Source organism: Methylobacterium sp. J-077 (assembly GCF_022829365.1).
In the GTDB taxonomy this organism is placed as follows: Bacteria; Pseudomonadota; Alphaproteobacteria; order Rhizobiales; family Beijerinckiaceae; genus Methylobacterium.
On the sequence record NZ_JAKSYJ010000102.1, the window covers coordinates 132,445 to 152,506 of the forward strand.

The following is a 20,062-nucleotide window of genomic DNA, read 5'->3' on the forward strand; positions in this document are numbered from 1 at the left end:
ATCCTAGATATCGGATCCCGGGCAAGGGTCTAGATTTTTGATTCGCATGACCTTTTTCCGAACCCCGGCGACGACCGTTCGGGATGGTGCGCGGCGTTCGTGGCTTCAGGCGAGCATCGACGGCGTGGCATCGGCGGCCAGGATGGCCCGCGCCGCGTCGGCATCCACATGCATGCGCGCGATCAGCGCGTCGGCGCTGTCGAATCGCTCCTCGCCGCGAATGTAGCCGACGCATTCCACGGCGATCTCGCGCCCGTAGAGGTCGCCCGAAAAATCGAACAGATAGACTTCGAGGAGCGGCGCGCCGTCGTCGAAGGTCGGGCGTCGGCCGTAGCTCGCGACACCGTCGCGGACCTCGCCGGGACCCAGGCGCACGCGCACCGCGTAGATTCCGTGCGCCAGCCCGCACTCGGGCAGCATCACGTTGGCGGTCGGGAAGCCGAGCTGGCGCCCGCGCTTGTCGCCGTGGCGGACCTGGCCGAGCACGAACCAGCGATAGCCGAGGAGGGCGTTGGCCCGGGCGACATCGCCCGACGCCAGGGCTGCCCGGATCGCGCTCGACGAGACCGGCTCCGTCTCGCCGCCCAGGGCGACCGGCTCCACGATCCGGCAGACGAGGCCCGCCTCGCTGCAGAGGTCGGCCAGGATCGCGGGTGTGCCTTCGCGGCCACGGCCGAAATGAAAATCGTGGCCGACCACCACGCCGGACAGGCCGAGCGAGCCCTTCAGGAAGTCGAGCACGAAGGCGCGGGCGGTCGTGGCGGCCAGGGCGCCGTCGAAGCGGCGCACGATCAGCCCGTCGAGGCCGAGATGGGCGAACACGATCTCCTTCGCGGCGAGCGACGTGAGCCGGAACATCGGCGCGTCGGGCGCGAAATAGGCGCGCGGATGCGGCTCGAAGGTCAGCACGGCCGCCGGCCGGCCGGCCTCGCGCGCAGCCGCGCGCACATTCTCCACCAACACCCGATGGCCGCGATGGACGCCGTCGAAATTGCCGATCGCCGCGACGGCGCCGGCCAGGGCCGGCGGGATCGGCACGTCCGCGCCGCAAATCATGAAGGGCCGCGTGGCCGGTTCGTCGCCTGAGGCCATCGATTCGGGGTCGGAAACTCGAAAAGGGTCGGATGGGAGCGCCCGCGCTGTCCGCATCGGGCCCGACGGAGCCGGACCCTGCCGAAACGCGCCCGGAGGGTCAAGCGAACCGGCCGTCCTGCGACATCGCAGGGGCCGGCGGTGAATGCCACACCCGCAGATTAACGGCTTCGCAATGCGCGTGCCCTATTTTAAATGCTGTGCAGCGCGGCTATTTTGCGGCGTTAGTGAAGCGTTCATCTTTTCGGGAGCCGCCGCGGCCTCCCGCCGGGCAATACGGAGCAGTTGGTCTATGGCTCTCGATCTGAGCATGCCGATCCTCGTTGTCGACGATTACCAGACGATGGTCCGAATCATTCGGAATCTACTGAAGCAACTCGGCTTTGAAGAGGTCGATGACGCTTCGGATGGTACGGCAGCACTGGCGCGCCTCAAGGACCGCAAGTACGGCCTGGTCATCTCGGACTGGAACATGGAGCCGATGACCGGCTACGAGCTGCTGCGGCACGTGCGCGCCGACGAAAATCTGCGGACCACGCCATTCATCATGGTGACCGCCGAGTCGAAGACCGAGAACGTCATCGCCGCCAAGAAGGCCGGCGTGAACAACTACATCGTCAAGCCGTTCAACGCGGCGACGCTCAAGTCCAAGATCGAGGCCGTCTGCGGGAATTGATGAGTCCCGTGGCACGCCAAACGCGCCTTTCGGCCCAGCCCCCGGCGCGCCGGAAGGCGCCCAAGAGCGAAGCCGCCAAGAGCGAAGCCGCCAAGAGCGATGCCGCCGGCATCGCTGGTCGCCGATCCCAGGAGGAGAGCATGGCCTCAGCCGCCGCGCGACAGACCGATATGCGGTTCCGCGAACCGCACGCCGTGATCTCCGAGTTGATCGAGATCGCGGATTACATCGCCCATCTGCGCGAGGAGATCGGCGCGCTCCGGGCGAACGAGATGAGTCGCGACCGGATTCCCATGGCGCATGAGGAACTCGGCAGTGTCGTCGCCGCCACGGCCGGGGCCACCAACACGATCATGGAAGCCGCGGAAGCGATGCTCGGGCTTCCGGACGGCCCGGGCTACCGGGATGCCGTCGAGGAGCGGATCAACACGATCTTCGAAGCCTGCGCCTTCCAGGACATCACCGGCCAGCGCATCGCAAAGGTCGTGGAGTCCCTGCGGCTGTTCGAGCAGCGGCTCGCCCGCTTCGTCGGCGCCGTGAAGGCCCGGGATGCCACCTCCACCGATCCGGTCGAAATCGCCCGCCGCGCCCGCGCCGATGACCTGCTTCTCAATGGTCCCCAGGCCGTCGAGGAAACCCCGTCCCAGAACGACATCGACGCCCTGTTCGCCTGACCGGACCTGAATTGGTCCGCTGCCCGTCGACGCGGGTCGGTCGTGCGGGTTAGATCGCCCTCGGCAAGCAGAGGCCGAGGGCGGCGTCGAAGGAAAGTTCCGGCCCAGACATGGTTGCGCAGCGCTGGTCCGATCTGACGACGGACGACTTGAGCCGGCGCGATATGCGACGGGCGATCGCGGTGCTGCCGGTGGCCGCCATCGAGCAGCACGGCCCGCATCTGCCGCTCGGCACCGACGCGATCATCGCCGAGGGCTACCTCGCCCGAGTGCGTGAACGGGTGCCGGACGATCTCGACGTGCTGCTGCTGCCGGTCCAGACCATCGGCAAATCCGACGAGCACGATGCGTTTCCCGGCACGCTCTCCCTCGACACCGGGACGGCGCTCACCGCCTGGACCGGGATCGGCGCCGCGATCCACCGGGCCGGCTGCCGCAAGCTGGTGATCGTCACGAGCCACGGCGGCAACAGCGCCCTCATCGATCTCGTGGCCGGCGACCTGCGCGCCCGGTTCGGCCTCGTCGCGGTCACGACGGCCTGGGCCCGGTTCGGCTACCCGGACGGCTTGTTTCCCCTCGACGAGATCGCCCACGGCATCCATGCCGGCGGTGTCGAGACCGCACTGATGCTGGCCCTGCGGCCGGATCTGGTGCGGACCGACCGGATCGCCGATTTCCCGCCCCGCAGCCGCGCGATGGTCCGGGATTTCACCCATCTGCGCGCCGGCCGCCCCGCCGCGTTCGCCTGGAAGGCGGGCGACCTCCATCCCTCCGGGGCCATGGGCGACGCCCGGCTGGGCTCCGCGGAGGCCGGGCAGGTCGCACTGGATCACGGCGCGGCCGCCTTCGTCGAGTTGCTGCGGGACGTGGACCGTTTCGAGCTCGACGGGGGCGTCTCGGCGTAACCGGCGCCGGGACACGGCCGAAAGGTTGGTCACACGCGCCGGCATTCTCCGCCGGTGCTTGGAGGCCCGGCCATGAAAATCGTCGCGTTGATCTCCGCCGCCCTGATGCTTTACGCCGTGCGTCCGGCGGCAGCCCTGGAGCGCCCCGTCGTCGTCGAGCTATTCACCTCGCAGAGTTGCTCCTCCTGCCCCCCCGCCGAGGCGCTGATCGGTCGGCTCGCGCGCGAGGGGGCGGACGTGCTGCCGCTGGCCTTCCACGTCACCTACTGGAACCATCTCGACTGGCGCGACCCCTATTCCCTTCCGGCCGCCACCGCCCGCCAGAACGACTATGCCGCCCGGTTCGGCGGCTCCAGCTACACGCCCCAGGCCGTGATCGACGGACAGGCAGGGCTGGTCGGCTCCGACGAGGCGGCCCTTCGCGCAGCGATCGCGCAGGCGCGGAACGCAGGACCGGCCGTCCGGGTGAGCCTGGTCCGCGACGGCACTCGCCTCGCCGCCCGGGTCGGGCCCGGACGCGGCGCCGGCCGGGTCCTGCTGGTCGGCTTCGACCCGAGCCATACCAGCCGGGTCCTGCGCGGCGAGAATGCCGGGCGCACCCTTGAGCAGGCCAACGTCGTCCGCGCGATCCAGGATCTCGGTCCCTGGTCCGGCTCTGCGGCGACCTTCGAGGCCGCCGCGCCGGCGGGCGAGACGGCGGCGCTTCTGCTGCAGGCGAATGACGGCCGCATCCTCGGCGCGGCCCGGTTGGGCGAGCGCCTCGCCGGGGCGGAGGAGGGCCTGCGATGATGCTGGCCATGCCGGGCTGCGTCGCGGGGCGTGGATGGGCGCTGGCGCCGGACTCCAACACCGCGCTAGACTCAGCCCAGGCCGTGGAACGGATCGGCGGCGGAGCCCGGATGGCGCTCGAAGGGGAATTGGCCGCTCTCATGGCGGCGGCGCAGGGCGGTGACGCGGTCGCGTATCGCGCCCTGCTGAAGGCGTGCCTGCCGGTCGTGTCGGCGATCGCCCGGGCGCAGGGCGTGCGCGGCGAGGCGGTGGACGACGTCGTGCAGGACACGCTGATGACCGTGCATCGCGCGCGTGCGAGCTACGATCCGGCGCGGCCGTTCCTGCCGTGGCTGCGCGCCATCACGCAGCGCCGGGCGATCGACCGCCTGCGCCGGGTCGGCCGTCGGCCGCGGGAGGTCCACGATCCCCTCGCCTACGAGGCCGAGGCCGATCCGGGTCCCGAGCCCGGCCAGGGCCTGGAGGCGCGCGACCGGGCCGCCGCCCTCGCCCGCGCGGTCGCGTCCCTGCCGGACGGGCAGCGGCAGGCCGTGGAGCATCTCGGCCTGCGGGAATTGTCGCTGGATGAGACCGCGGCCCTGACCGGGCGCAGCAAGGGGGCGCTCAAGGTCAACCTGCACCGGGCTTTGAAGGCCCTGCGCGCCAACCTGATGCAGGAGCGGCGCTGATGGCCGATCTCGCCCGCCACGAGCGGCTTGTCGAGGATCTCGCCGGCAGCCTGGAGCCTGTCCGGCCGCTGCACTCGCCTGTCCTGCGCGCCGCCCTGTGGCTCGGCGCGGCGCTGCTCATCGGGCTGATCCTGGCGAGCCGGATCGACACCGCCGGCTTCATGCTGCGCATGCAGGTGCCGGATCTGGCCCTGGCGGCGCTCGGCGCGGTTCTGACAGCGGTCTGTGCGGCCTTCGCGGCCTTCGCCACCAGCGTGCCGGGCCGCTCCCGGGCCTGGGCCTTGCTGCCGCTGCCGGCCCTGGTCCTCTGGGTCGGGGCCAGCGGATTCGGCTGCCTGCGCGACTGGATCGCCCCGGGCACCGGCCCAGCGCACCCTCAGGAGATCGCCGGCTGCTTCAGCTTCCTGGTCTGCGTCTCGGTGCCGCTCTCGGGACTGATCGTCGTGATGCTGCGCCGGGCCTGCCCGCTGCGGCCGAACCTCACGGCCGCCCTGGGCGGACTGGCCGCGGCTGCTGCGGCCGCCGCGCTGCTGATGCCGTTCCACCCGCACGATTCCACCGCGGCGGATCTGCTGATCCACGCGGTCGCGGTCGTGGGCGTGATCGGGCTCAACGGCCTCGCCGGCGGCCGCTTGCTCGGCCGCGGGGCCGGCTAGACTTCAGCGCTCGTCCGGATCCGACCCCGGCCAGGCCACGATCCGGTCGGGCAGCTCGTCGTCGGAGAACTCCTCCTCGTTGCCGGCGAGCCGGCCGCGGATCGAGATCCCGGCCTCGTGGACGCTGGAGGCCCGGCCCGAGACCAGGGGATGCCACGGATAGAGCGGCTCGCCGTCGCGGATCAGGCGATAGGCGCAGGTCGGCGGCAGCCACGGGATCGTGCGCACCGCCTCCGGGGTGAGGCGGACGCAATCGGGCACGCGCTTCTGGCGGCGGGCGTAGTCGCGGCAGCGGCAGGTCAGGCCGTCGAGCAGCGTGCAGCCGATATCGGTGTGGTGGACCTCGCCGGTCTCGTCGTCCTCGAGCTTGATCAGGCAGCACCGGCCGCACCCGTCGCAGAGGCTCTCCCACTCGGACGGCGTCATGGCTTCGAGGGTCTTGGTCCGCCAGAACGGCTCGGCGACCCCGCGGCGCAGCGCCTCGGGCTTGGACATCGGTCAATCTCACGATCGGGAAGAGCGTGTCTCTGCCCGAGCCGGCGCTGCGGGGCAAGCGGGGCCGGGCCGCGGCGAATCGCGAGACTGCGCAGAGCCTCGCCCACCGTTCCGGATCCTGCTAAGGATGGGCACGCCGCGCAGGCGCTCGACAAGCCGGGTCCGACATCGTGCGCCTGCCGACGCTCACCGAGATCAAGATCCGCATCGAGCGTGCCGCCCTGGCGTTCGACGCCTGGGTCAATGCCGGCCTCTACGACAGCGGCCGCTCCACCGGCGCGGCCTACGAGCGCTTCCAGCGGGTGATGAGCCGGTTCGCCGTGCATGGCTGGAAGCGGTTCGCCCTCGACCTGACCAGCGAGGCCGTCACCCTCGGGGCCGGCGGCGCCGTGCTGATGCTCGCCTTCGCGCAGCCGGCCTTCCAGCTGACCAGCGACAACTGGCTCAAGCAGCAGGACCTCGCCGTCACCTTCCTCGACCGCTACGGCGCCGAGGTCGGCCGGCGCGGCATCAAGCACGACGACTCGCTCAAGCTCGACGAGTTTCCCGACATCATGATCAAGGCGCTGGTCTCCACCGAGGACCGGCGCTTCTACGAGCATTGGGGCATCGACCCGATCGGCACCCTGCGGGCGCTGGTCAACAATTCGCGCGGCGGCAGCGGCACGCAGGGCGGCTCCTCGATCACCCAGCAGCTCGCCAAGAATCTCTTTTTGACGAACGAGCGCTCGCTCGAAAGAAAAATCAACGAGGCGTTCCTGGCCCTGTGGCTGGAGAGCCACCTGACCAAGAACGAGATCCTGAAGCTCTACCTCGACCGGGCCTATATGGGCGGCGGCACCTTCGGCGCGGTGGCGGCGGCGGATTACTATTTCGGCAAGCCGCTCAAGGACATCAGCCTGGCGGAGGCCGCCATGCTGGCGGGCCTGTTCAAGGCGCCGACGAAATACGCGCCCCACGTCAACCTGCCCGCCGCGCGCGCGCGGGCGGCCGACGTGCTGCACAACATGGTCGAGGCCGGCTTCGTCACCGAGGGGCAGATCCAGACCGCCCTGCGCAACCCGGCGACGCCGGTGACCCGCACCCGCGACATCACCGCCGACTACTACCTCGACTGGGCCTTCGGCGAGATCAAGGCCATGGCCGATGCGGGCAAGCTCCGCAGCGACCGGGTGCTCACCGTCAAGACGCCCCTCGACCTCGCGATCCAGAAGCGGGCCGACGACGTGGTGGCCGACATCCTGCGCAAGTCCGGCGACGCCTTCGACGTGGACGAGGCCGCCATGGTGATCCTCGATCCCGACGGCGCGCTGCGCGCCATGGTCGGCGGCGCCGATTACGGCGAGAGCCAGTTCAACCGCGCCACCGACGCGCTGCGCCAGCCCGGCTCCTCGTTCAAGCCCTACGTCTATTCGGCCGCCCTCGCCTCGGGCCTGTTCAAGCCCGAGACCGTGGTGGTCGACAGCCCGGTCTGCATCGGCAACTGGTGCCCGCAGAATTACGGCCGCTCCTATGCCGGTCGGGTGCCGATGTGGCTCGCCGTGGCGAAGTCGATCAACACGATCCCGATCAAGATCTCGATCGCGCTGGGCAAGGCCATGGGCATCAGCCACGAGGCCCGGGCCGCCAAGGCCGGCCGCGCCAAGATCATCGAGACCGCCCATCGGATGGGCATCACCTCGAACCTGATCGACACCGTCTCGATGCCGATCGGCTCCGACGAAGTGACGGTGATCGACCAGGCCGCCGGCTACGCGGTGTTCGCCAACGGCGGGTTCAAGGCCAAGCCCTACGCGGCCATGGAGGTGAAGAACTCGTCCGGCGAGGTGATCTACCGCCACGCCGACGAGCCGCCGGATCGGGTGCTGTCGCCCCAGGTGGTGGCCGACATGAACTTCATGCTCAACAAGGTCGTCGAGGAGGGCACCGGCAAGCGCGCCCAGCTCGAAGGCGTGAAGGTCGCGGGCAAGTCCGGCACCACCAACGCCTACCGGGATGCCTGGTTCGTCGGTTACACAGGCAATTACGTCGGCGCGGTCTGGTTCGGGAACGACGACCACACCTCGACCAACAAGCTCACCGGCGGGTCGCTCCCGGCCCAGCTCTGGCACGACGTGATGGAGCCGGCCCACCAGGGCATCGAGATCAAGGGCCTGCCCGGCCTGAAGGACAGCCCCCGCGCCGCCCAGCAGCAGGCGGCGGGCGGACCCACCGCCCCGATCGATCCCAATGCCAGCGCCTACGGCAAGCTCTCGCGCCGCTCCTTCGAGGTGATCGGCGGCCTGAACGGCCTGTTCCGCACCGTCGAGCGCGCGCCCGCCGGCGAGGTGAGGCCGGAGGCCGGCGGCTCCGACAAGGCCTCGCAGAAGGCCGACCGGAAGCCGGGCGACCGGGCCGCGGCCCCCCCGGCCCAGCCGCGCGAGGTCGCCGAGGGCGCCCGGTCCGTCGGCGGCCGCATCGAGCTGCGATGATCCGATGAGCCTCGCGATCCCCGGAAGCCCCGGCCGCAGATCCGCGGCCGGAGACGATCGACCCGCGCCGCTGCCGCGCTCCCTCGGCCGCACCGGCCGGCTGGTCGCCCGTGTCTGGCGCAAGAGTTCGGTCGCCGGTCTCGCCGTCTACGCCCTGGCGCTCGGCGGGGTCCTTGGCCTCGCCAGCGCCGACTGGGCGACGCGCGGCGGCTATCCGTTCGGCGGCGTCAAGGTTGGTGCCTGGACGGCCTGGCCCCGGGCCGGGGCGGCCAATGCCGATCCCTATACGAGGGCCGTCAACGCCCGCCGGGGCGAGATTCCCCTGGCGGTGGGAGAGGGCCTGCTGCTCACCGCCGCTGTCGACGACCAGGGCCAGGCGCTCGACGCCACCTGCTCCTATCGCATCGGCGGCGGCACGCCCCCGGCCCGCGCCTGGACCCTCACGGTCGCGGGTCGCGGTGCGCGCGAGCCCGGGCGACCGGCCGTGCGCGAGGGTTTCACCTCCACGGAGGTTCTGCGTTCGGCCGACGGGCGGTTCTCGGTGGTGCTCGCCCCGGAGGTCCAGCCCGGGAACTGGCTGCCGAGTCCCCGGGACAGCGGCCCGGTGCGCGTGGCCCTGCGCCTCTACGACACCCCGGTCGCCGCCAGTGTCGGATCCCTCGACCGGGAGTCGGTACCGGCAATCACCCGCCTGGGATGCGCCTCGTGAACCTGCGCTTCGTTTACGCCACGCTGATCGGTCTGGTGCTCGCGGGGATCGTGCACATCGCCGCCGTGCTGGCGATCCCGCGCCTGTCCGAGACGGACGCGGTCTCGCGCGCCCGGACCAGCGAGAACCTGGATCACCCGCAGCCGATCTATACGGTGGCGACCGGCGACGAGCCGTCCCCGCCGGAGGCGTGGCTGCCGATCCCGGACCCGGCCGTGGCGGTGGGCGTCTGCGCCTACGATCTCGCCGACGGGCCGATGCGCGTCTCGGCGCGAACCGGGCCGCTGTCGCTGTCGCTGGCTGCGCATGCCCGGCGCGGCGCCTTCTACGCGGTGACCGACCAGGCCGCCGTGCGCGGCGCCCTCGATCTCGTGATCCTGACCCGCGCCCAATACGACGAGGCGCTGGCCGACGACGACGAGAACGATCCGAGCCGGGACGTGCGTATCGTCGCGCCGGACAATCGCGGTGTCGTGGTCGTGCGGGTAATCGCCGGCCTCCCGAGCCAGCGTCCCGGGGCCAACGCCGCGGTCCAGGCGGTGTCCTGCACCACCGACATGCCGGCGGACGAATCTGCGGGCAAGCCTGCGGCGCGGTAACGCCGCCTCAGTATTTGACGACGAGCGGCGCCTCGGCGACCGGCAGGGCGGCGGCTTCGAGGCCGCAGCGCGCCGCCGCATCCGGCGGCAGCAGCGGCACGAGCAGATTGCGGCGGGCGGCGAGCATGGCCAGGGACCGCTCGGCCGAGACCGATTCCGGCGCCGGGGCCTGGGCGAAGAGGTGCTCCAGGGCGAAGCGGTAGCGGGCGAGCCGCAGGCCGGTCTCGATCCGCACCCAGGCGATCAGGCACCGGTTCTCTGCGACATGCTGCGCGGCCAAGCGGATATCCGCGTCGTCGAGGGTCTTGGCGAAGGGCAGGCTGCGCAGCCGGGCGGCATCGGCGTCGATGACCCGGGCGGCGAGCGCCGTGAAGATCGGGATCAAGCGGGCATCGGCCGTGGCGTCGTCGGCGAGCTGGCGATAGCGGGATACGGGCGAGCGCGACGGCTCCGCGGTAAGCGTCTCATAATAAGCGCCGACCTCGTCGAACCGCCAGGTCGGCGTCGCGTGCGCGCTGGCCAGGCCGAGCAGCGCATCCTGGAAGGCCGAGAAGGTGCTGGCCGGCTGCACGAATCGCCAGGCGCGGTCGCGCAGGGCCTGCTCGTCGTCGGTCAGGCCGGAATCGAGGAGCAGCCGGCCGCGATCCCGCGTCGAGAAGCTGCCGGTGGTGTCGATCAGGCCGTTCCACACCCCGGTCCGGGGCCGGCCGAAATCGCCGCTCTGGGTGCAGGCGGCGAGCAGCGCCAGCGCCGCTCCGGCGGGCAGGAGGAGGGAGGCCCTGCGGGCGCGGTGCGCGCGCTTGCCTCCGCCAGGGACGAGGATCGGCCGATGGCGGTCCGGAGCAGGCATGATCAAACCATCGGAAACGTCGCGCGGCCGGGCCGGTCGACCGTCATGGGCAGGCTCAGGAGGCGAGGCGCTCGTAGCGCACGCCGAGGAAGAACAGGATCTCGCCACGCTGCTCGTCGGAGCGCGGCAGGCGGCGCGTCCGGCGTGCCTCGGCGCTGGGAAACGGGATCAGGAGCGCGGGCGCGTCCTGCCGTGCGTCCTGCATCCCGTCATTGGCGGGCATCGGCAGGCAGGTCTCGTAAGTCACCTGCGGTGTGAATGGGGGCATGGTCTCCGGCTCCTGTCGGCGGCTCGAGCGGCAGCGCCCGGGCCCTGCGGAGGGCGTCGGCAAGGGCTACGGAAACCATTCAGCATGACGTGGTTAACGGAGTCTTGCCGGGTCTCGGCCGCATCGGAGCGTGCGCCGAGGGCAAGTGGCGCGCGACTTGCTAAGTCTTCTTCGCCCATGGCGGGCGTTTCCTCCCTTTGACTGAGGCCCTGTCCGATCACGGACAGGGCCTTTTTCTTGTCGGTACGATAGCGCCCCTAAATGCGGCCCCGGCGCCACATGGGCGCGGAGCTTTGGCGCGGCGTTCCGCGCGGGGAACCCATGCGGAGCTGCGGCGCTTGCCTACCGCCCCGCGCGACCGATATGCCGGACCCAAGCGGACGGGGCACCGCCGCATCGATTTTCCGCGCGATCGAGATTTGAGGACACCGCTGAATGCGACTCGTTCCGGAACGCACCCTGCACGCCTACCGTCGTCGGAGCCTCGCCCTGGCAGCGCTGACGCTCGTCACGCTCGCAGCCGGTCCCGCCTACGCCCAACGCGAGGACCAGGGCCTGCAGCTCGGCTGCGCGAATGACTATTTCCGGCTCTGCGCCGGCGTCGATCCGAACAGCCAGGATGCCGACAAGTGCATGACGCGCAACCGCAAGCGTCTGTCGCCCGAGTGCCGCGCGGCGATCGGCGATTACGACAAGCGCACCGGCAGCAAGTCGCTGTCAGACGATTGAGCGCGCCTTCGGTCGCGTCGCGCGCTGCTGGCGAGGGGCATATTCGATGGGCCTGACCGTCGCCGTCCAGATGGACCCGATCCAGAATATCCGGATCGCCGGGGACACCACCTTCGCCCTGCTGCTGGAAGCGCAGCGGCGGGGGCATGCCCTGATCTATTACACGCCGGACCGGCTCTCGATGCAGGGCCGGCGCGTGACCGCGCGGGTCGAGCGGCTGACGGTCCAGGACGTCGAGGGTGCGCATTTCACCCTCACGCCGCCGGAGCGGATCGACCTCGCCGAGGCGGACGTGGTGCTGATGCGCCAAGACCCGCCTTTCGACATGGCCTACATCACGGCCACCCACATGCTGCAGCGGATCCACCCGGAGACGCTGGTGGTCAACGACCCCTTCGAGGTGCGCAACGCGCCCGAGAAGCTGTTCGTCCTCGATTTTCCGGAGCTGATGCCCCCGACCCTGATCAGCCGCGACAAGGCGGAGATCGAGGCGTTCCGGCTGGAGCACGGCACCGTGGCGATGAAGCCGCTGCACGGGCATGGCGGCGCGGCCGTCTTCAAGGTCACCGAGAAGGACCCGAATTTCGGCTCGATGTTCGACCTGTTCGCGACCACCTTCCGGGAGGCCTGGGTGATCCAGCGCTACCTCGATCGGGTGACCGAGGGGGACAAGCGCATCATTCTGGTCGACGGCGTGGCGATGGGCGCGGTCAACCGCGTGCCGGCGGCCAACGACATAAGGTCGAACATGGTCCGCGGCGGCGCCGCCTCGGCCTCCGAGCTGACCGAGCGCGAGCGCGAGATCTGTGCCACGATCGGCCCGGAGCTGGCCCACCGGGGCCTGATCCTGGTCGGGATCGACGTGATCGACGGCCACCTGACCGAGATCAACGTCACCTCCCCCACGGGCATCCGGGCGATCCAGCGGCTCGGCGGCCCCGACCTTTCGGTGGCGGTCTGGGACGCGATCGAGGCCCGGGTGGCGGCGCGCAGGGGCGTTTGATCCCGAGCGTCTGATTCTCGGCTCAGGTCTCCGCTTTCGGCGTCGCGTTGAGTTCGGCCCAGTCGAACTCTTCCTCCAGCAAGAAGTAAGCGTCGTCGCCGATCCGGCCTTGGCGGCGCAGGGACAGGACCGCGTTGCGGGCAGCCTCCACCGACCGGCGGCGGGCCGCGTCCGAGGGCAGGCTCTCGGGGGCGCGGCCCTCCTCGTGGGCCTCGGCCTCCTCGAGCGCCGACCGGAACTCCGCCCGCAGGGACTCGATCGCCGGCTCTTCGCCGGCTTCCGACAGGCTTTCGAGAGCCGCTTCGTAGGCGGCGGCCCGGGCCCAGCCGACCTCGCGCCCGACTGGATCGTCATCCTCCAGCTTCAGGTAGGCGAGCAGCGGACGCAGGGTCAGCCCCTGGACGATCAGCGTGCCGAGCACCGTGAAGAAGGCGGTAAACACGACCAGGTCCCGGTGCGGGAACGCCATCGGCAGCGCCAGGGCGGCCGCGACCGTGACGATGCCGCGCATCCCGGCCCAGGACAGGGCGAGCCCCGGCCCGTATTTCGCCCGGGCGCCCGCCTGACGCAGGCCGAGCCCCTTGAGGCCGGTGGTGGGCAGGACCCAGGCGAGCCGCGTCACCACCACGGTGGTGAAGATCGCCGCCGCCAGGAACATCGCCTGCCAGGCATCCCCGCCGGTCAAGCGGTCCCGGATCGGGTCGATCTGGATGCCGATCAGGATGAAGGCCAGGACGTTGAGCACGAACACCGCCGTGTCCCACACCGCGTAGGAGATCACCCGGGTGCGCGGCGCCGTGATCCCGGGCGCCCGGCGCGCGACCGTGACCGCGAAGGCGACGATGGTCAGCACCCCCGATAGCTCCAGCTTTTCCGCGGCGAGCCAGATCCCGAAGGCGGCGACGAACTGCATCACGATCGCGCTCGCCGGGTCGGTGACGCGGCGGGTCAGGGCGACGAAGGCCAGGCCCAGGCAGGGCCCGGCCGCCAGACTCGCCACGACGCCGAGCAGGAAGGCGGGTGCGACCTCGGCCGGATGGAAGCCGTTGGCCATCGCGGCCGCCACCGCCAGCCGGTAGATGAGCAGCGAGGCGGCGTCGTTGAGCAGGCTCTCGCCGCGCAGGATCGTGGCGAGTCGATGCGGCATCGGCGCATGCTTCAGCACCGCCAGGGCTGCCACGGCGTCGGGTGGCGCGACCACGGCGCCGAGCACGATGCAGGCGGCGACCGGCATGTCGGGCACGATCAGATGGGCCACGAACGCGACGGTGAGCGTCGTCACCGCCACCGCGCCCACCGCCAGCCCGAACACCGCGCGCCAATCCGCCTTCATGTCCCGCACGGAGGCATCGAAGCCGGCATCGAGCAGCACGGGTGCGAGGAACAGGGCGAGCGCCAGTTCGGGGTCGAGCCGCAGGTTCGGCACGCCGGGCACGAAGGCGAGGCCGACGCCGCCCAAAGCCAGGAAGGCGGGGTACGGCGCCCCCAGCCGCCGCGCCAGCGCGGCCAACAGGACGGCGCCGAACAGGACGCCGACAACCCACTCGAAGATCACCATAGGCCTGAAAGAGGGCGGGCCCGCGCCCGTTCCAGGTGCCGCGGGCGGAACCGATCACGGCTCGGGAAACCGCGAGACCTTGCGGCGGCCGCCGACTTGCCTAACGCTGCGACCGGAACACCACAGGATCTTCGATGCCCGAGACCCCCGTCTTCTCCGACAGCGCCGTCGCCGCGCCCCATCACCTCGCCGCCTCGGCCGGCCGGACCGTGCTGGCGCAGGGCGGCAACGCCATCGAGGCGATGGTGGCGATGGCGGCCTCGATCGCCGTGGTCTACCCGCACATGAACAGCATCGGCGGCGACGGTTTCTGGCTGGTCCGCGAGCGCGGCGGCCGGGTGCGCGGCATCGAGGCCTGCGGGCCGGCCGGGCGCCTCGCCACGATCCAGCGTTACCGCGAGAAGGGCTACGACACGATCCCGTCGCGCGGCCCCGACGCCATGGTGACGGTGGCGGGCGCGGTCGGCGGCTGGGACTTGGCGCTGGCGCTGTCGAAGGCGCTCGGCGGCCGCCTGCCGCTGGACGTGCTGCTCGCCGACGCGATCACCCAGGCCCGCGACGGCGTGCCGGTCTCGCCCAGCGAGGAGCGCTACAAACCGCAAGCGGGCGACACCCTGTACGAGGCCCCGAACTTCGCCGCGACGTTCCTCAAGGACGGCAAGCCCTACCGGGCCGGCGAGATCCGCAAGCTGCCGGCCCTCGGGGCGACCCTGGAGCAGCTCGCCCATGCCGGCCTCGACGATTTCTACCGGGGCGACATCGCCCACGAGATCGGCGCCGACCTGGAGCGTCTCGATGCGCCGGTGACCCGGGCCGACCTCAAGGCCTATCAGGCGGCCGAGCGCAGGCCGCTGACCCTGCGCCGCCGCGACGCCACCCTGTTCAACTTCCCGCCCCCGACCCAGGGGCTAGCGGCTCTGATCATCCTCGGCCTGTTCGACCGGCTCAACGTCGCCGCCCCGGAGAGCGTCGCGCATTATCACGGGCTGATCGAGGCGACGAAGCGGGCCTTCGCAATCCGCGACCGGGTGGTGACCGATTTCGGCCGCCTGCGCCACGACCCGGACGATTTCCTGGAACCCGCCTTCCTCGCCGGGGAAGCCGCGCGCATCGACATGAAGCGCGCCGCCACGGTGCCCCTGCGCGACTCCCCCGGCGACACGGTCTGGATGGGGGCGATCGACCGGGATGGCCTGGCGGTCTCCTACATCCAGTCGGTGTACTGGGAGTACGGCTCCGGGGTGGTGCTGCCGCGCACCGGGATCGACTGGCTCAACCGCGGCGTCTCGTTCTCGCTGGATCCGGCCGCCGTGAACCCGCTGGAGCCGGGCCGGCGCCCGTTCCACACCCTGATCCCGGCGCTCGCCGCCTTCGATGACGGCCGGGTCATGGCCTACGGCGCGATGGGCGGCGACGGCCAGCCGCAATTCCAGGCCCAGATCTTCTGCCGCTACGCCGATTACGGCGTCTCCGTCGCCGACGCGGTCGACGCGCCGCGGCTGCTCTACGGCCGGACCTGGGGCGCGCCGTCGCTCAGCGTGAAGGTCGAGGATCGGTTCGACCCGGCGATCCTGTCGGCGCTGGAGCGCATGGGCCACCAGATCGAGCCGGTCGGAATGCCCTACAGCGACACGCTGGGCCATGCCGGCATGCTGGTGCGCCGCGCCCGGGACGGGCGGATCGAGGCGATGCACGACCCGCGCTCCGACGGCGGCGCGCTGGGGTTCTGAAAGCGCGCTGCTCAGGCCGCCTGGACCAGCCAGCAGGCGGCGCGCAGTCTGACGGAGCCGCCCTCCGCGTGCGGGCGCAGGGCGGCGGTGACGGCGGCCTCGGCCCGGGCGCGCAGATCGGGCTCGGCCTCGCGCACGAGATGCGCGGTCGGCCCGAGATTGAGCGCCACATGCGCCGCGGCCTCTGCCGCCTCGACATCAGTGTCGCCCTGGCCGAGCACCACGTCGCGGTCGACCGCATCGCAGGCCACGGTGCCGAAGCCGGCCCCGCGCAGCAGCGCGACCAGCGGATCCGCCGCGGCGAAGCGGAACGGGCCGGGCGTGTCCGGAGCCGGGGGCGGCGGGCTCTCCGGCAGCAGCGGCACCACCGCCTCGCGCGGCACCGTCACCCAGAGGTTCTCCGGCAGCGCCCGCCAGCACAGGAAGGTCAGCCGGCCCTCCGGGCGCAGCATCCGGCGGATGTTGGCGAAAGCCCGGGCGGAATCCGGGAAGAACATCACCCCGAAGCGCGACAGGGCCATTTGGTAGCTGCCGAGATCGGCTGTCTCGACATCCGCCTCGACGAACCGGATCGGCGCGGCGCCCGTCTCCGCCTCGGCCCGGCTCCGGGCGACCGCCAGCAGCGGCGCCGAGATGTCGGCGCCGGTCACCGCGCCCTGCGGCCCGACCCGGCGTGCAGCCTCCAGGGTCGTGGCGCCCGAGCCGCAGCCGATATCGAGCACGGACTCGCCGCCGCGCAAAGCCGCGCGGGCGAACAGGGCCTCGGTCAGCGGCGCGAACACCGCGTCGAGCACCGCTTGGTTGCGGGCCCAGCGGGTCCCGACCTCGCCGTTCCAGTATTCGGCCTGGGTGATGCCGCCGGCCATGGCCGTCAGGCCGTCGTCGCCGCGACCGACAGGTCGGGCTTGTGGTTCAGGGTCTGGAAGACGACGCAGTAGCGCTTGGTGAGCTTGAGCAATTGCGCGAGCTTGTCCTCCGGCGCGTCGGTGTCCAGCTCGAAGAACAGCCGGATGCTGCGAAACCCCACCGGCGCCTCCTTGTCGACGCCGAGCGTTCCGCGAAAGTCGAGGTCGCCCTCGGCGCTGACCGTGCCGGACCGGAGCGGGATCTCCAGCGCGGTCGCCACTGCCTTCAGGGTCACGCCCGCGCAGGCGACCAGGGCTTCGAGCAACATGTCGCCGGAGCACAGTTCCAGCCCGGAGCCGCCGCTGGCCGGGTGCAGCCCGGCCTCCGCGATGGCGCGGCCGGTCTCGACCTTGCAGGCGATCTTGGTGTCGTCCAGCGTACCCCGGGCCTTCAGGGTGACGACCGCCGAATCCGGGGCCGAACGGTACTGGTCCTTGATCGGAGCCTGGAGGGCTCGCAGAGCGGTGGCGTCCATGGGTCGTCGTCCTCTCGGTGTCGCGGGCTCCTCTTGGGCGGGAGCGTCTCAAGCGCGGTATAGGCGCCCCGCTCAGGGACGGGAAGCGCGTCCCGTCAGCGCCGCCACCGCTTCGGCCAGGGCGTCGACCTGCGCCTCGTCGTGGGCGGCGGAGAACGCCACGCGCAGCCGCGCGGTCCCGGCCGGCACGGTCGGCGGCCGGATCGCCACCACGAGGAAGCCGGCGGCTTCGAGCGCCGCCGAGATGGCGAGCGCCGCCTGCGCGTCGCCGACCAGCACCGGAACCACGGCGCTCTCGGCCTCGGGCAGGCCCAGGCGAGCCGTGAACCGCCGGGCGAGGGTGAGCGGCCGGGCGCGGCGCGCCGGCTCCGCCTCCAGGATCGCCAGGGCTTCGAGCGCCGCGGCGGCCGAGGCTGGGGGCAGGCCGGTGGTGTAGACGAAGCTCCGGGCGCGGCTGGTCATCAGGTCGATCACCGGCCGCGAGGCGCAGAGATAGCCGCCGTAGGAGCCCAGCGCCTTCGACAGGGTGCCCATCTCAAGCGGCGCCCGCGGCCCGTCCTCGACCACGCCGATCCCGTGGGCGTCATCGACCAGCGTCCAGGCGTCGAAGTCTTCCGCGACGCTCAGGATGTCGCCGATCGGCGCCCGATCTCCGTCCATGCTGAACACCCGCTCGGTCAGGACCAGGGCGCGGGCGTGGTGCGGACGGTTCTCGGCCAGCACCTTCGCCAGATCACTTGGATCGTTGTGGCGGAAGGTCAGGACCGTGGCCCCCGACAGCCGCGCCCCGGCCCACATGCAGGCATGGGACAGCTCATCGAGCACCACGAGATCGCCGCCCCCGGCCAGCGCCGGGGTGATCCCGAGATTGGCGAGATAGCCGCTGCCGAACACCAGCGCGGCCTCGGCACCCTTGTGCCGCGCCAGACGATCCTCCAGCGCCCCGAGAACCGGATGGTCGCCGGTGACCAGCCGCGACCCGCCCGCCCCTGCGCCATAGGCCGCGACCGCTTCTTGTGCGGCGGCGATCACCCGGGGGTGGTGCGACAGGCCGAGATAATCGTTGCACGAGAACGACACGAGCGCCCGGCCCCCGCGCGCCGCCGCCGCCCCGGAGCCGCGCTCGGTGGGCGTCAGCCGCCGCCGCAGGCTGCCGGCCTCCAGGGCGTCGAGTTTGGTGCGGGCGAAGGCGTCGAGGCTGTCCATCGGATGGGTGATGGGGCCGTGGCGGCGGTGGATGTCAAGGTGGCGGAGCGCGATGCCCCTCGACGGCGCCAGGTGCCTTCCGCACGTGGTTGTCCTGCCCCATCGTCGCCGAGAGGGAGATGAACAGCGCCGCCGCAAGGGCGAGCACCGGCCCGAGGGCCATGAGGTCGAGATCGGACCAGCTCATTCCCGCAGGCTTCCGAGCAGGTGCCGGGCCGTCATTACGGACGGCGCTTCCGGCGCGTTGAGGATATGCGTCGCGGTGCGCCGAGACCAGAGAAGGCCCCCGCTTGACCACCCAAGCCCCGCCGCCCATCCCTCGGCCATGACGTCCGATCGATCGAACAAAAACCTGTGGCGGCCCTACACGCAGATGCGGCTGGCGCCCCCGCCCCTGGAGGCGGTGGCGACGCGGGGCAGCCGCATCGTGCTGGCCGATGGCCGTGAACTGGTGGACGGCATCGCCTCCTGGTGGACGGCGGTGCACGGCTACAACCATCCGCACATCGCCCAAGCCGTCGCCGACCAGCTGACGCGGATGCCCCACGTGATGTTCGGCGGGCTGACCCATGCCCCGGCCGAGCGGCTGGCGGCCCGGCTCGCGGCGCTGCTGCCGGGGGATCTCGACCACGTCTTCTTCAGCGATTCGGGCTCGGTCGCCGTCGAGGTCGCGCTGAAGATGGCCGCCCAGATGTGGCTCAACCGCGGGGCGAGCGGCCGGACTAAGGTCCTGGCCTTCCGGGGCGGCTATCACGGCGACACGATGGGCGCGATGTCGGTCTGCGACCCCGAGGAGGGCATGCATCGCCGCTTCGGCGCCTACCTGCCCACCCAGATCTTTTGTGACGTGCCGCGGAGCCCGGCCGGGACCGAGGCGCTGGATACGGCGCTGGCCGCCCATCGCGAGACGCTGGCCGCCGTGATCGTCGAGCCCCTGGTCCAGGGCGCCGGCGGCATGGTCCTGCATCCGCCGGAGGTGCTGGCGACGATCGCGCGCCTCGCCCGCCGTCACGGCCTGCCGCTCATCGCCGACGAGATCTTCACCGGGTTCGGCCGTACCGGCAGCCTGTTCGCCTGCGAACAGGCCGGGATCGTGCCCGACATCCTGTGCCTCTCAAAGGCGCTCACCGGCGGCACCATGGCGCTCGCCGCCACCATCGCCCGGACGGAGGTGTTCGAGGCGTTCTGGTCCGAGGATCCGGCCGCCGCGCTGATGCACGGCCCGACCTTCATGGCCAATCCGCTCGCCTGCGCGGCGGCCAATGCCAGCCTCGACCTGTTCGAGACCGAGCCGCGCCTGGATCAGGCGGGTGCCATTTCGCGCCGGCTCGCGGACGGGTTGGCCGGCCTGACGGGCCTGCCCGGCGTGGCGGATGTCCGGATTCTCGGCGCCATCGGGGCCGTGCAGTTCGCCCGCGCCCCCGACCTCGCCGCCCTGAAGGCCGCCTTTCTCGACCGGGGCGTCTGGGTGCGGCCGTTCGGCGACATCGTCTATCTAACCCCCGCCCTGACCATCCCGCCGGGCGATCTCGATCGGCTGATCGAGGCGATTGTAGCCGTCGTTCCCGGGCAGGCCGCGGCGCTCGCCTGAGCGCATCCGCCA

At 71.5% G+C, this 20,062-nt stretch carries 22 protein-coding genes; 13 read left to right on the forward strand and 9 right to left on the reverse strand.

The genetic code is table 11. The features are described 5' to 3' along the window. Positions 1–105: 105 nt before the first annotated feature. Positions 106–1,092, reverse strand: coding sequence for a bifunctional riboflavin kinase/FAD synthetase (locus MKL11_RS09090; RefSeq protein WP_243942397.1), 987 nt, complete (start codon positions 1,090–1,092; stop codon positions 106–108). Positions 1,093–1,384: 292 nt separating this feature from the next. Between MKL11_RS09090 and MKL11_RS09095 the strand changes: the two genes are divergently transcribed. The 6 genes from MKL11_RS09095 to MKL11_RS09120 all read left to right on the forward strand — a co-directional run bounded on the left by MKL11_RS09095 (position 1,385) and on the right by MKL11_RS09120 (position 5,460). After that, positions 1,385–1,768 carry a response regulator gene (locus tag MKL11_RS09095; RefSeq protein ID WP_007560016.1) on the forward strand — a complete coding sequence of 128 codons (384 nt, stop codon included), beginning with the start codon at positions 1,385–1,387 and terminating at the stop codon, positions 1,766–1,768. 140 nt (positions 1,769–1,908) lie between these two features. Continuing rightward, positions 1,909–2,442 carry a protein phosphatase CheZ gene (locus tag MKL11_RS09100; RefSeq protein WP_243942616.1) on the forward strand — a complete coding sequence of 178 codons (534 nt, stop codon included), beginning with the start codon at positions 1,909–1,911 and terminating at the stop codon, positions 2,440–2,442. A gap of 110 nt (positions 2,443–2,552) precedes the next feature. Continuing rightward, positions 2,553–3,347: a creatininase family protein gene (locus MKL11_RS09105; RefSeq protein WP_243942399.1), complete on the forward strand. Its 795-nt coding sequence runs from the start codon at positions 2,553–2,555 to the stop codon at positions 3,345–3,347. Positions 3,348–3,419: 72 nt separating this feature from the next. Then, positions 3,420–4,136, forward strand: a complete 717-nt coding sequence (locus tag MKL11_RS09110) for a DUF1223 domain-containing protein (protein ID WP_243942400.1) — start codon at positions 3,420–3,422, stop codon at positions 4,134–4,136. Further along, positions 4,133–4,804: a sigma-70 family RNA polymerase sigma factor gene (locus MKL11_RS09115; RefSeq protein WP_243942402.1), complete on the forward strand. Its 672-nt coding sequence runs from the start codon at positions 4,133–4,135 to the stop codon at positions 4,802–4,804. Before MKL11_RS09110 ends, MKL11_RS09115 begins: the two co-directional genes overlap by 4 nt. Continuing rightward, positions 4,804–5,460, forward strand: a complete 657-nt coding sequence (locus tag MKL11_RS09120; RefSeq protein ID WP_243942404.1) for an NrsF family protein — start codon at positions 4,804–4,806, stop codon at positions 5,458–5,460. Before MKL11_RS09115 ends, MKL11_RS09120 begins: the two co-directional genes overlap by 1 nt. 3 nt (positions 5,461–5,463) lie before the next feature. Here MKL11_RS09120 and MKL11_RS09125 read toward each other — a convergent pair whose 3' ends face one another. Continuing rightward, on the reverse strand, positions 5,464–5,955 hold the full coding sequence (locus tag MKL11_RS09125; RefSeq protein WP_243942406.1) for a YcgN family cysteine cluster protein: 492 nt from the start codon (positions 5,953–5,955) through the stop codon (positions 5,464–5,466). 170 nt (positions 5,956–6,125) lie between these two features. Here MKL11_RS09125 and MKL11_RS09130 point away from each other — a divergent pair, with 170 nt between their 5' ends. The 3 genes from MKL11_RS09130 to MKL11_RS09140 are packed head-to-tail and all read left to right on the forward strand — an operon-like array spanning position 6,126 to position 9,734. Beyond that, the gene (locus MKL11_RS09130; RefSeq protein ID WP_243942408.1) at positions 6,126–8,426 is read left to right on the forward strand and encodes a transglycosylase domain-containing protein; all 2,301 of its coding nucleotides are present in this window, start codon (positions 6,126–6,128) and stop codon (positions 8,424–8,426) included. Positions 8,427–8,430: 4 nt separating this feature from the next. Further along, the gene (locus MKL11_RS09135; RefSeq protein WP_243942410.1) at positions 8,431–9,135 is read left to right on the forward strand and encodes a DUF1214 domain-containing protein; all 705 of its coding nucleotides are present in this window, start codon (positions 8,431–8,433) and stop codon (positions 9,133–9,135) included. Beyond that, on the forward strand, positions 9,123–9,734 hold the full coding sequence (locus tag MKL11_RS09140; RefSeq protein ID WP_243942412.1) for a hypothetical protein: 612 nt from the start codon (positions 9,123–9,125) through the stop codon (positions 9,732–9,734). The genes MKL11_RS09135 and MKL11_RS09140 overlap by 13 nt, the downstream gene beginning before the upstream one ends. Before the next feature lie 7 nt (positions 9,735–9,741). Here the strand turns inward: MKL11_RS09140 and MKL11_RS09145 are convergent, their stop codons facing one another. Both MKL11_RS09145 and MKL11_RS09150 read right to left on the reverse strand, forming a co-directional pair. Then, complete coding sequence (locus MKL11_RS09145) at positions 9,742–10,584, reverse strand: hypothetical protein (RefSeq protein ID WP_243942414.1); 843 nt, start codon at positions 10,582–10,584, stop codon at positions 9,742–9,744. A 55-nt stretch (positions 10,585–10,639) separates the two neighbouring features. Continuing rightward, a complete protein-coding gene (locus MKL11_RS09150) occupies positions 10,640–10,852 on the reverse strand; it encodes a hypothetical protein (RefSeq protein WP_243942416.1) in 213 nt (70 codons plus the stop codon). A 435-nt stretch (positions 10,853–11,287) separates the two neighbouring features. Between MKL11_RS09150 and MKL11_RS09155 the strand changes: the two genes are divergently transcribed. Next, positions 11,288–11,581: a hypothetical protein gene (locus tag MKL11_RS09155; protein ID WP_243942418.1), complete on the forward strand. Its 294-nt coding sequence runs from the start codon at positions 11,288–11,290 to the stop codon at positions 11,579–11,581. 46 nt (positions 11,582–11,627) lie between these two features. Next, the gene (gene gshB / locus MKL11_RS09160) at positions 11,628–12,584 is read left to right on the forward strand and encodes a glutathione synthase (RefSeq protein WP_243942420.1); all 957 of its coding nucleotides are present in this window, start codon (positions 11,628–11,630) and stop codon (positions 12,582–12,584) included. A gap of 22 nt (positions 12,585–12,606) precedes the next feature. On the opposite strand, the gene MKL11_RS09165 is transcribed toward gshB, so the two are convergent. Then, a complete protein-coding gene (locus MKL11_RS09165; RefSeq protein ID WP_243942422.1) occupies positions 12,607–14,142 on the reverse strand; it encodes a cation:proton antiporter in 1,536 nt (511 codons plus the stop codon). A gap of 134 nt (positions 14,143–14,276) precedes the next feature. Between MKL11_RS09165 and MKL11_RS09170 the strand changes: the two genes are divergently transcribed. Then, positions 14,277–15,872 (forward strand): gamma-glutamyltransferase family protein, encoded by a 1,596-nt coding sequence (locus MKL11_RS09170; RefSeq protein ID WP_243942424.1) that lies wholly within the window; start codon positions 14,277–14,279, stop codon positions 15,870–15,872. An 11-nt stretch (positions 15,873–15,883) separates the two neighbouring features. On the opposite strand, the gene MKL11_RS09175 is transcribed toward MKL11_RS09170, so the two are convergent. From MKL11_RS09175 to MKL11_RS09190, 4 genes are all read right to left on the reverse strand, one after another. Continuing rightward, positions 15,884–16,738 (reverse strand): class I SAM-dependent methyltransferase, encoded by an 855-nt coding sequence (locus MKL11_RS09175; protein ID WP_243942426.1) that lies wholly within the window; start codon positions 16,736–16,738, stop codon positions 15,884–15,886. Between the two features lie 5 nt (positions 16,739–16,743). Further along, positions 16,744–17,253 (reverse strand): OsmC family protein, encoded by a 510-nt coding sequence (locus MKL11_RS09180; RefSeq protein ID WP_243942428.1) that lies wholly within the window; start codon positions 17,251–17,253, stop codon positions 16,744–16,746. Between the two features lie 72 nt (positions 17,254–17,325). Next, positions 17,326–18,459: an aminotransferase class I/II-fold pyridoxal phosphate-dependent enzyme gene (locus MKL11_RS09185; RefSeq protein WP_243942430.1), complete on the reverse strand. Its 1,134-nt coding sequence runs from the start codon at positions 18,457–18,459 to the stop codon at positions 17,326–17,328. A gap of 34 nt (positions 18,460–18,493) precedes the next feature. Further along, positions 18,494–18,646 carry a hypothetical protein gene (locus MKL11_RS09190; protein ID WP_243942432.1) on the reverse strand — a complete coding sequence of 51 codons (153 nt, stop codon included), beginning with the start codon at positions 18,644–18,646 and terminating at the stop codon, positions 18,494–18,496. 138 nt (positions 18,647–18,784) lie between these two features. Here MKL11_RS09190 and MKL11_RS09195 point away from each other — a divergent pair, with 138 nt between their 5' ends. Beyond that, positions 18,785–20,050 (forward strand): adenosylmethionine--8-amino-7-oxononanoate transaminase, encoded by a 1,266-nt coding sequence (locus MKL11_RS09195; protein WP_243942434.1) that lies wholly within the window; start codon positions 18,785–18,787, stop codon positions 20,048–20,050. Positions 20,051–20,062: the final 12 nt, after the last annotated feature.

Excerpts from the sequence above, each read along its gene's own strand:
- MKL11_RS09090 (WP_243942397.1), bottom strand. The coding sequence starts at position 1,092 with ATGGCCTCAGGCGACGAACCGGCCACGCGGCCCTTCATGATTTGCGGC.
- MKL11_RS09095 (WP_007560016.1), top strand. The coding sequence starts at position 1,385 with ATGGCTCTCGATCTGAGCATGCCGATCCTCGTTGTCGACGATTACCAG.
- MKL11_RS09100 (WP_243942616.1), top strand. The coding sequence starts at position 1,909 with ATGGCCTCAGCCGCCGCGCGACAGACCGATATGCGGTTCCGCGAACCG.
- MKL11_RS09105 (WP_243942399.1), top strand. The coding sequence starts at position 2,553 with ATGGTTGCGCAGCGCTGGTCCGATCTGACGACGGACGACTTGAGCCGG.
- MKL11_RS09110 (WP_243942400.1), top strand. The coding sequence starts at position 3,420 with ATGAAAATCGTCGCGTTGATCTCCGCCGCCCTGATGCTTTACGCCGTG.
- MKL11_RS09115 (WP_243942402.1), top strand. The coding sequence starts at position 4,133 with ATGATGCTGGCCATGCCGGGCTGCGTCGCGGGGCGTGGATGGGCGCTG.
- MKL11_RS09120 (WP_243942404.1), top strand. The coding sequence starts at position 4,804 with ATGGCCGATCTCGCCCGCCACGAGCGGCTTGTCGAGGATCTCGCCGGC.
- MKL11_RS09125 (WP_243942406.1), bottom strand. The coding sequence starts at position 5,955 with ATGTCCAAGCCCGAGGCGCTGCGCCGCGGGGTCGCCGAGCCGTTCTGG.
- MKL11_RS09135 (WP_243942410.1), top strand. The coding sequence starts at position 8,431 with ATGAGCCTCGCGATCCCCGGAAGCCCCGGCCGCAGATCCGCGGCCGGA.
- MKL11_RS09140 (WP_243942412.1), top strand. The coding sequence starts at position 9,123 with ATGCGCCTCGTGAACCTGCGCTTCGTTTACGCCACGCTGATCGGTCTG.
- MKL11_RS09145 (WP_243942414.1), bottom strand. The coding sequence starts at position 10,584 with ATGCCTGCTCCGGACCGCCATCGGCCGATCCTCGTCCCTGGCGGAGGC.
- MKL11_RS09150 (WP_243942416.1), bottom strand. The coding sequence starts at position 10,852 with ATGCCCCCATTCACACCGCAGGTGACTTACGAGACCTGCCTGCCGATG.
- MKL11_RS09155 (WP_243942418.1), top strand. The coding sequence starts at position 11,288 with ATGCGACTCGTTCCGGAACGCACCCTGCACGCCTACCGTCGTCGGAGC.
- gshB (WP_243942420.1), top strand. The coding sequence starts at position 11,628 with ATGGGCCTGACCGTCGCCGTCCAGATGGACCCGATCCAGAATATCCGG.
- MKL11_RS09165 (WP_243942422.1), bottom strand. The coding sequence starts at position 14,142 with ATGGTGATCTTCGAGTGGGTTGTCGGCGTCCTGTTCGGCGCCGTCCTG.
- MKL11_RS09170 (WP_243942424.1), top strand. The coding sequence starts at position 14,277 with ATGCCCGAGACCCCCGTCTTCTCCGACAGCGCCGTCGCCGCGCCCCAT.
- MKL11_RS09175 (WP_243942426.1), bottom strand. The coding sequence starts at position 16,738 with ATGGCCGGCGGCATCACCCAGGCCGAATACTGGAACGGCGAGGTCGGG.
- MKL11_RS09180 (WP_243942428.1), bottom strand. The coding sequence starts at position 17,253 with ATGGACGCCACCGCTCTGCGAGCCCTCCAGGCTCCGATCAAGGACCAG.
- MKL11_RS09185 (WP_243942430.1), bottom strand. The coding sequence starts at position 18,459 with ATGGACAGCCTCGACGCCTTCGCCCGCACCAAACTCGACGCCCTGGAG.
- MKL11_RS09190 (WP_243942432.1), bottom strand. The coding sequence starts at position 18,646 with ATGAGCTGGTCCGATCTCGACCTCATGGCCCTCGGGCCGGTGCTCGCC.
- MKL11_RS09195 (WP_243942434.1), top strand. The coding sequence starts at position 18,785 with ATGACGTCCGATCGATCGAACAAAAACCTGTGGCGGCCCTACACGCAG.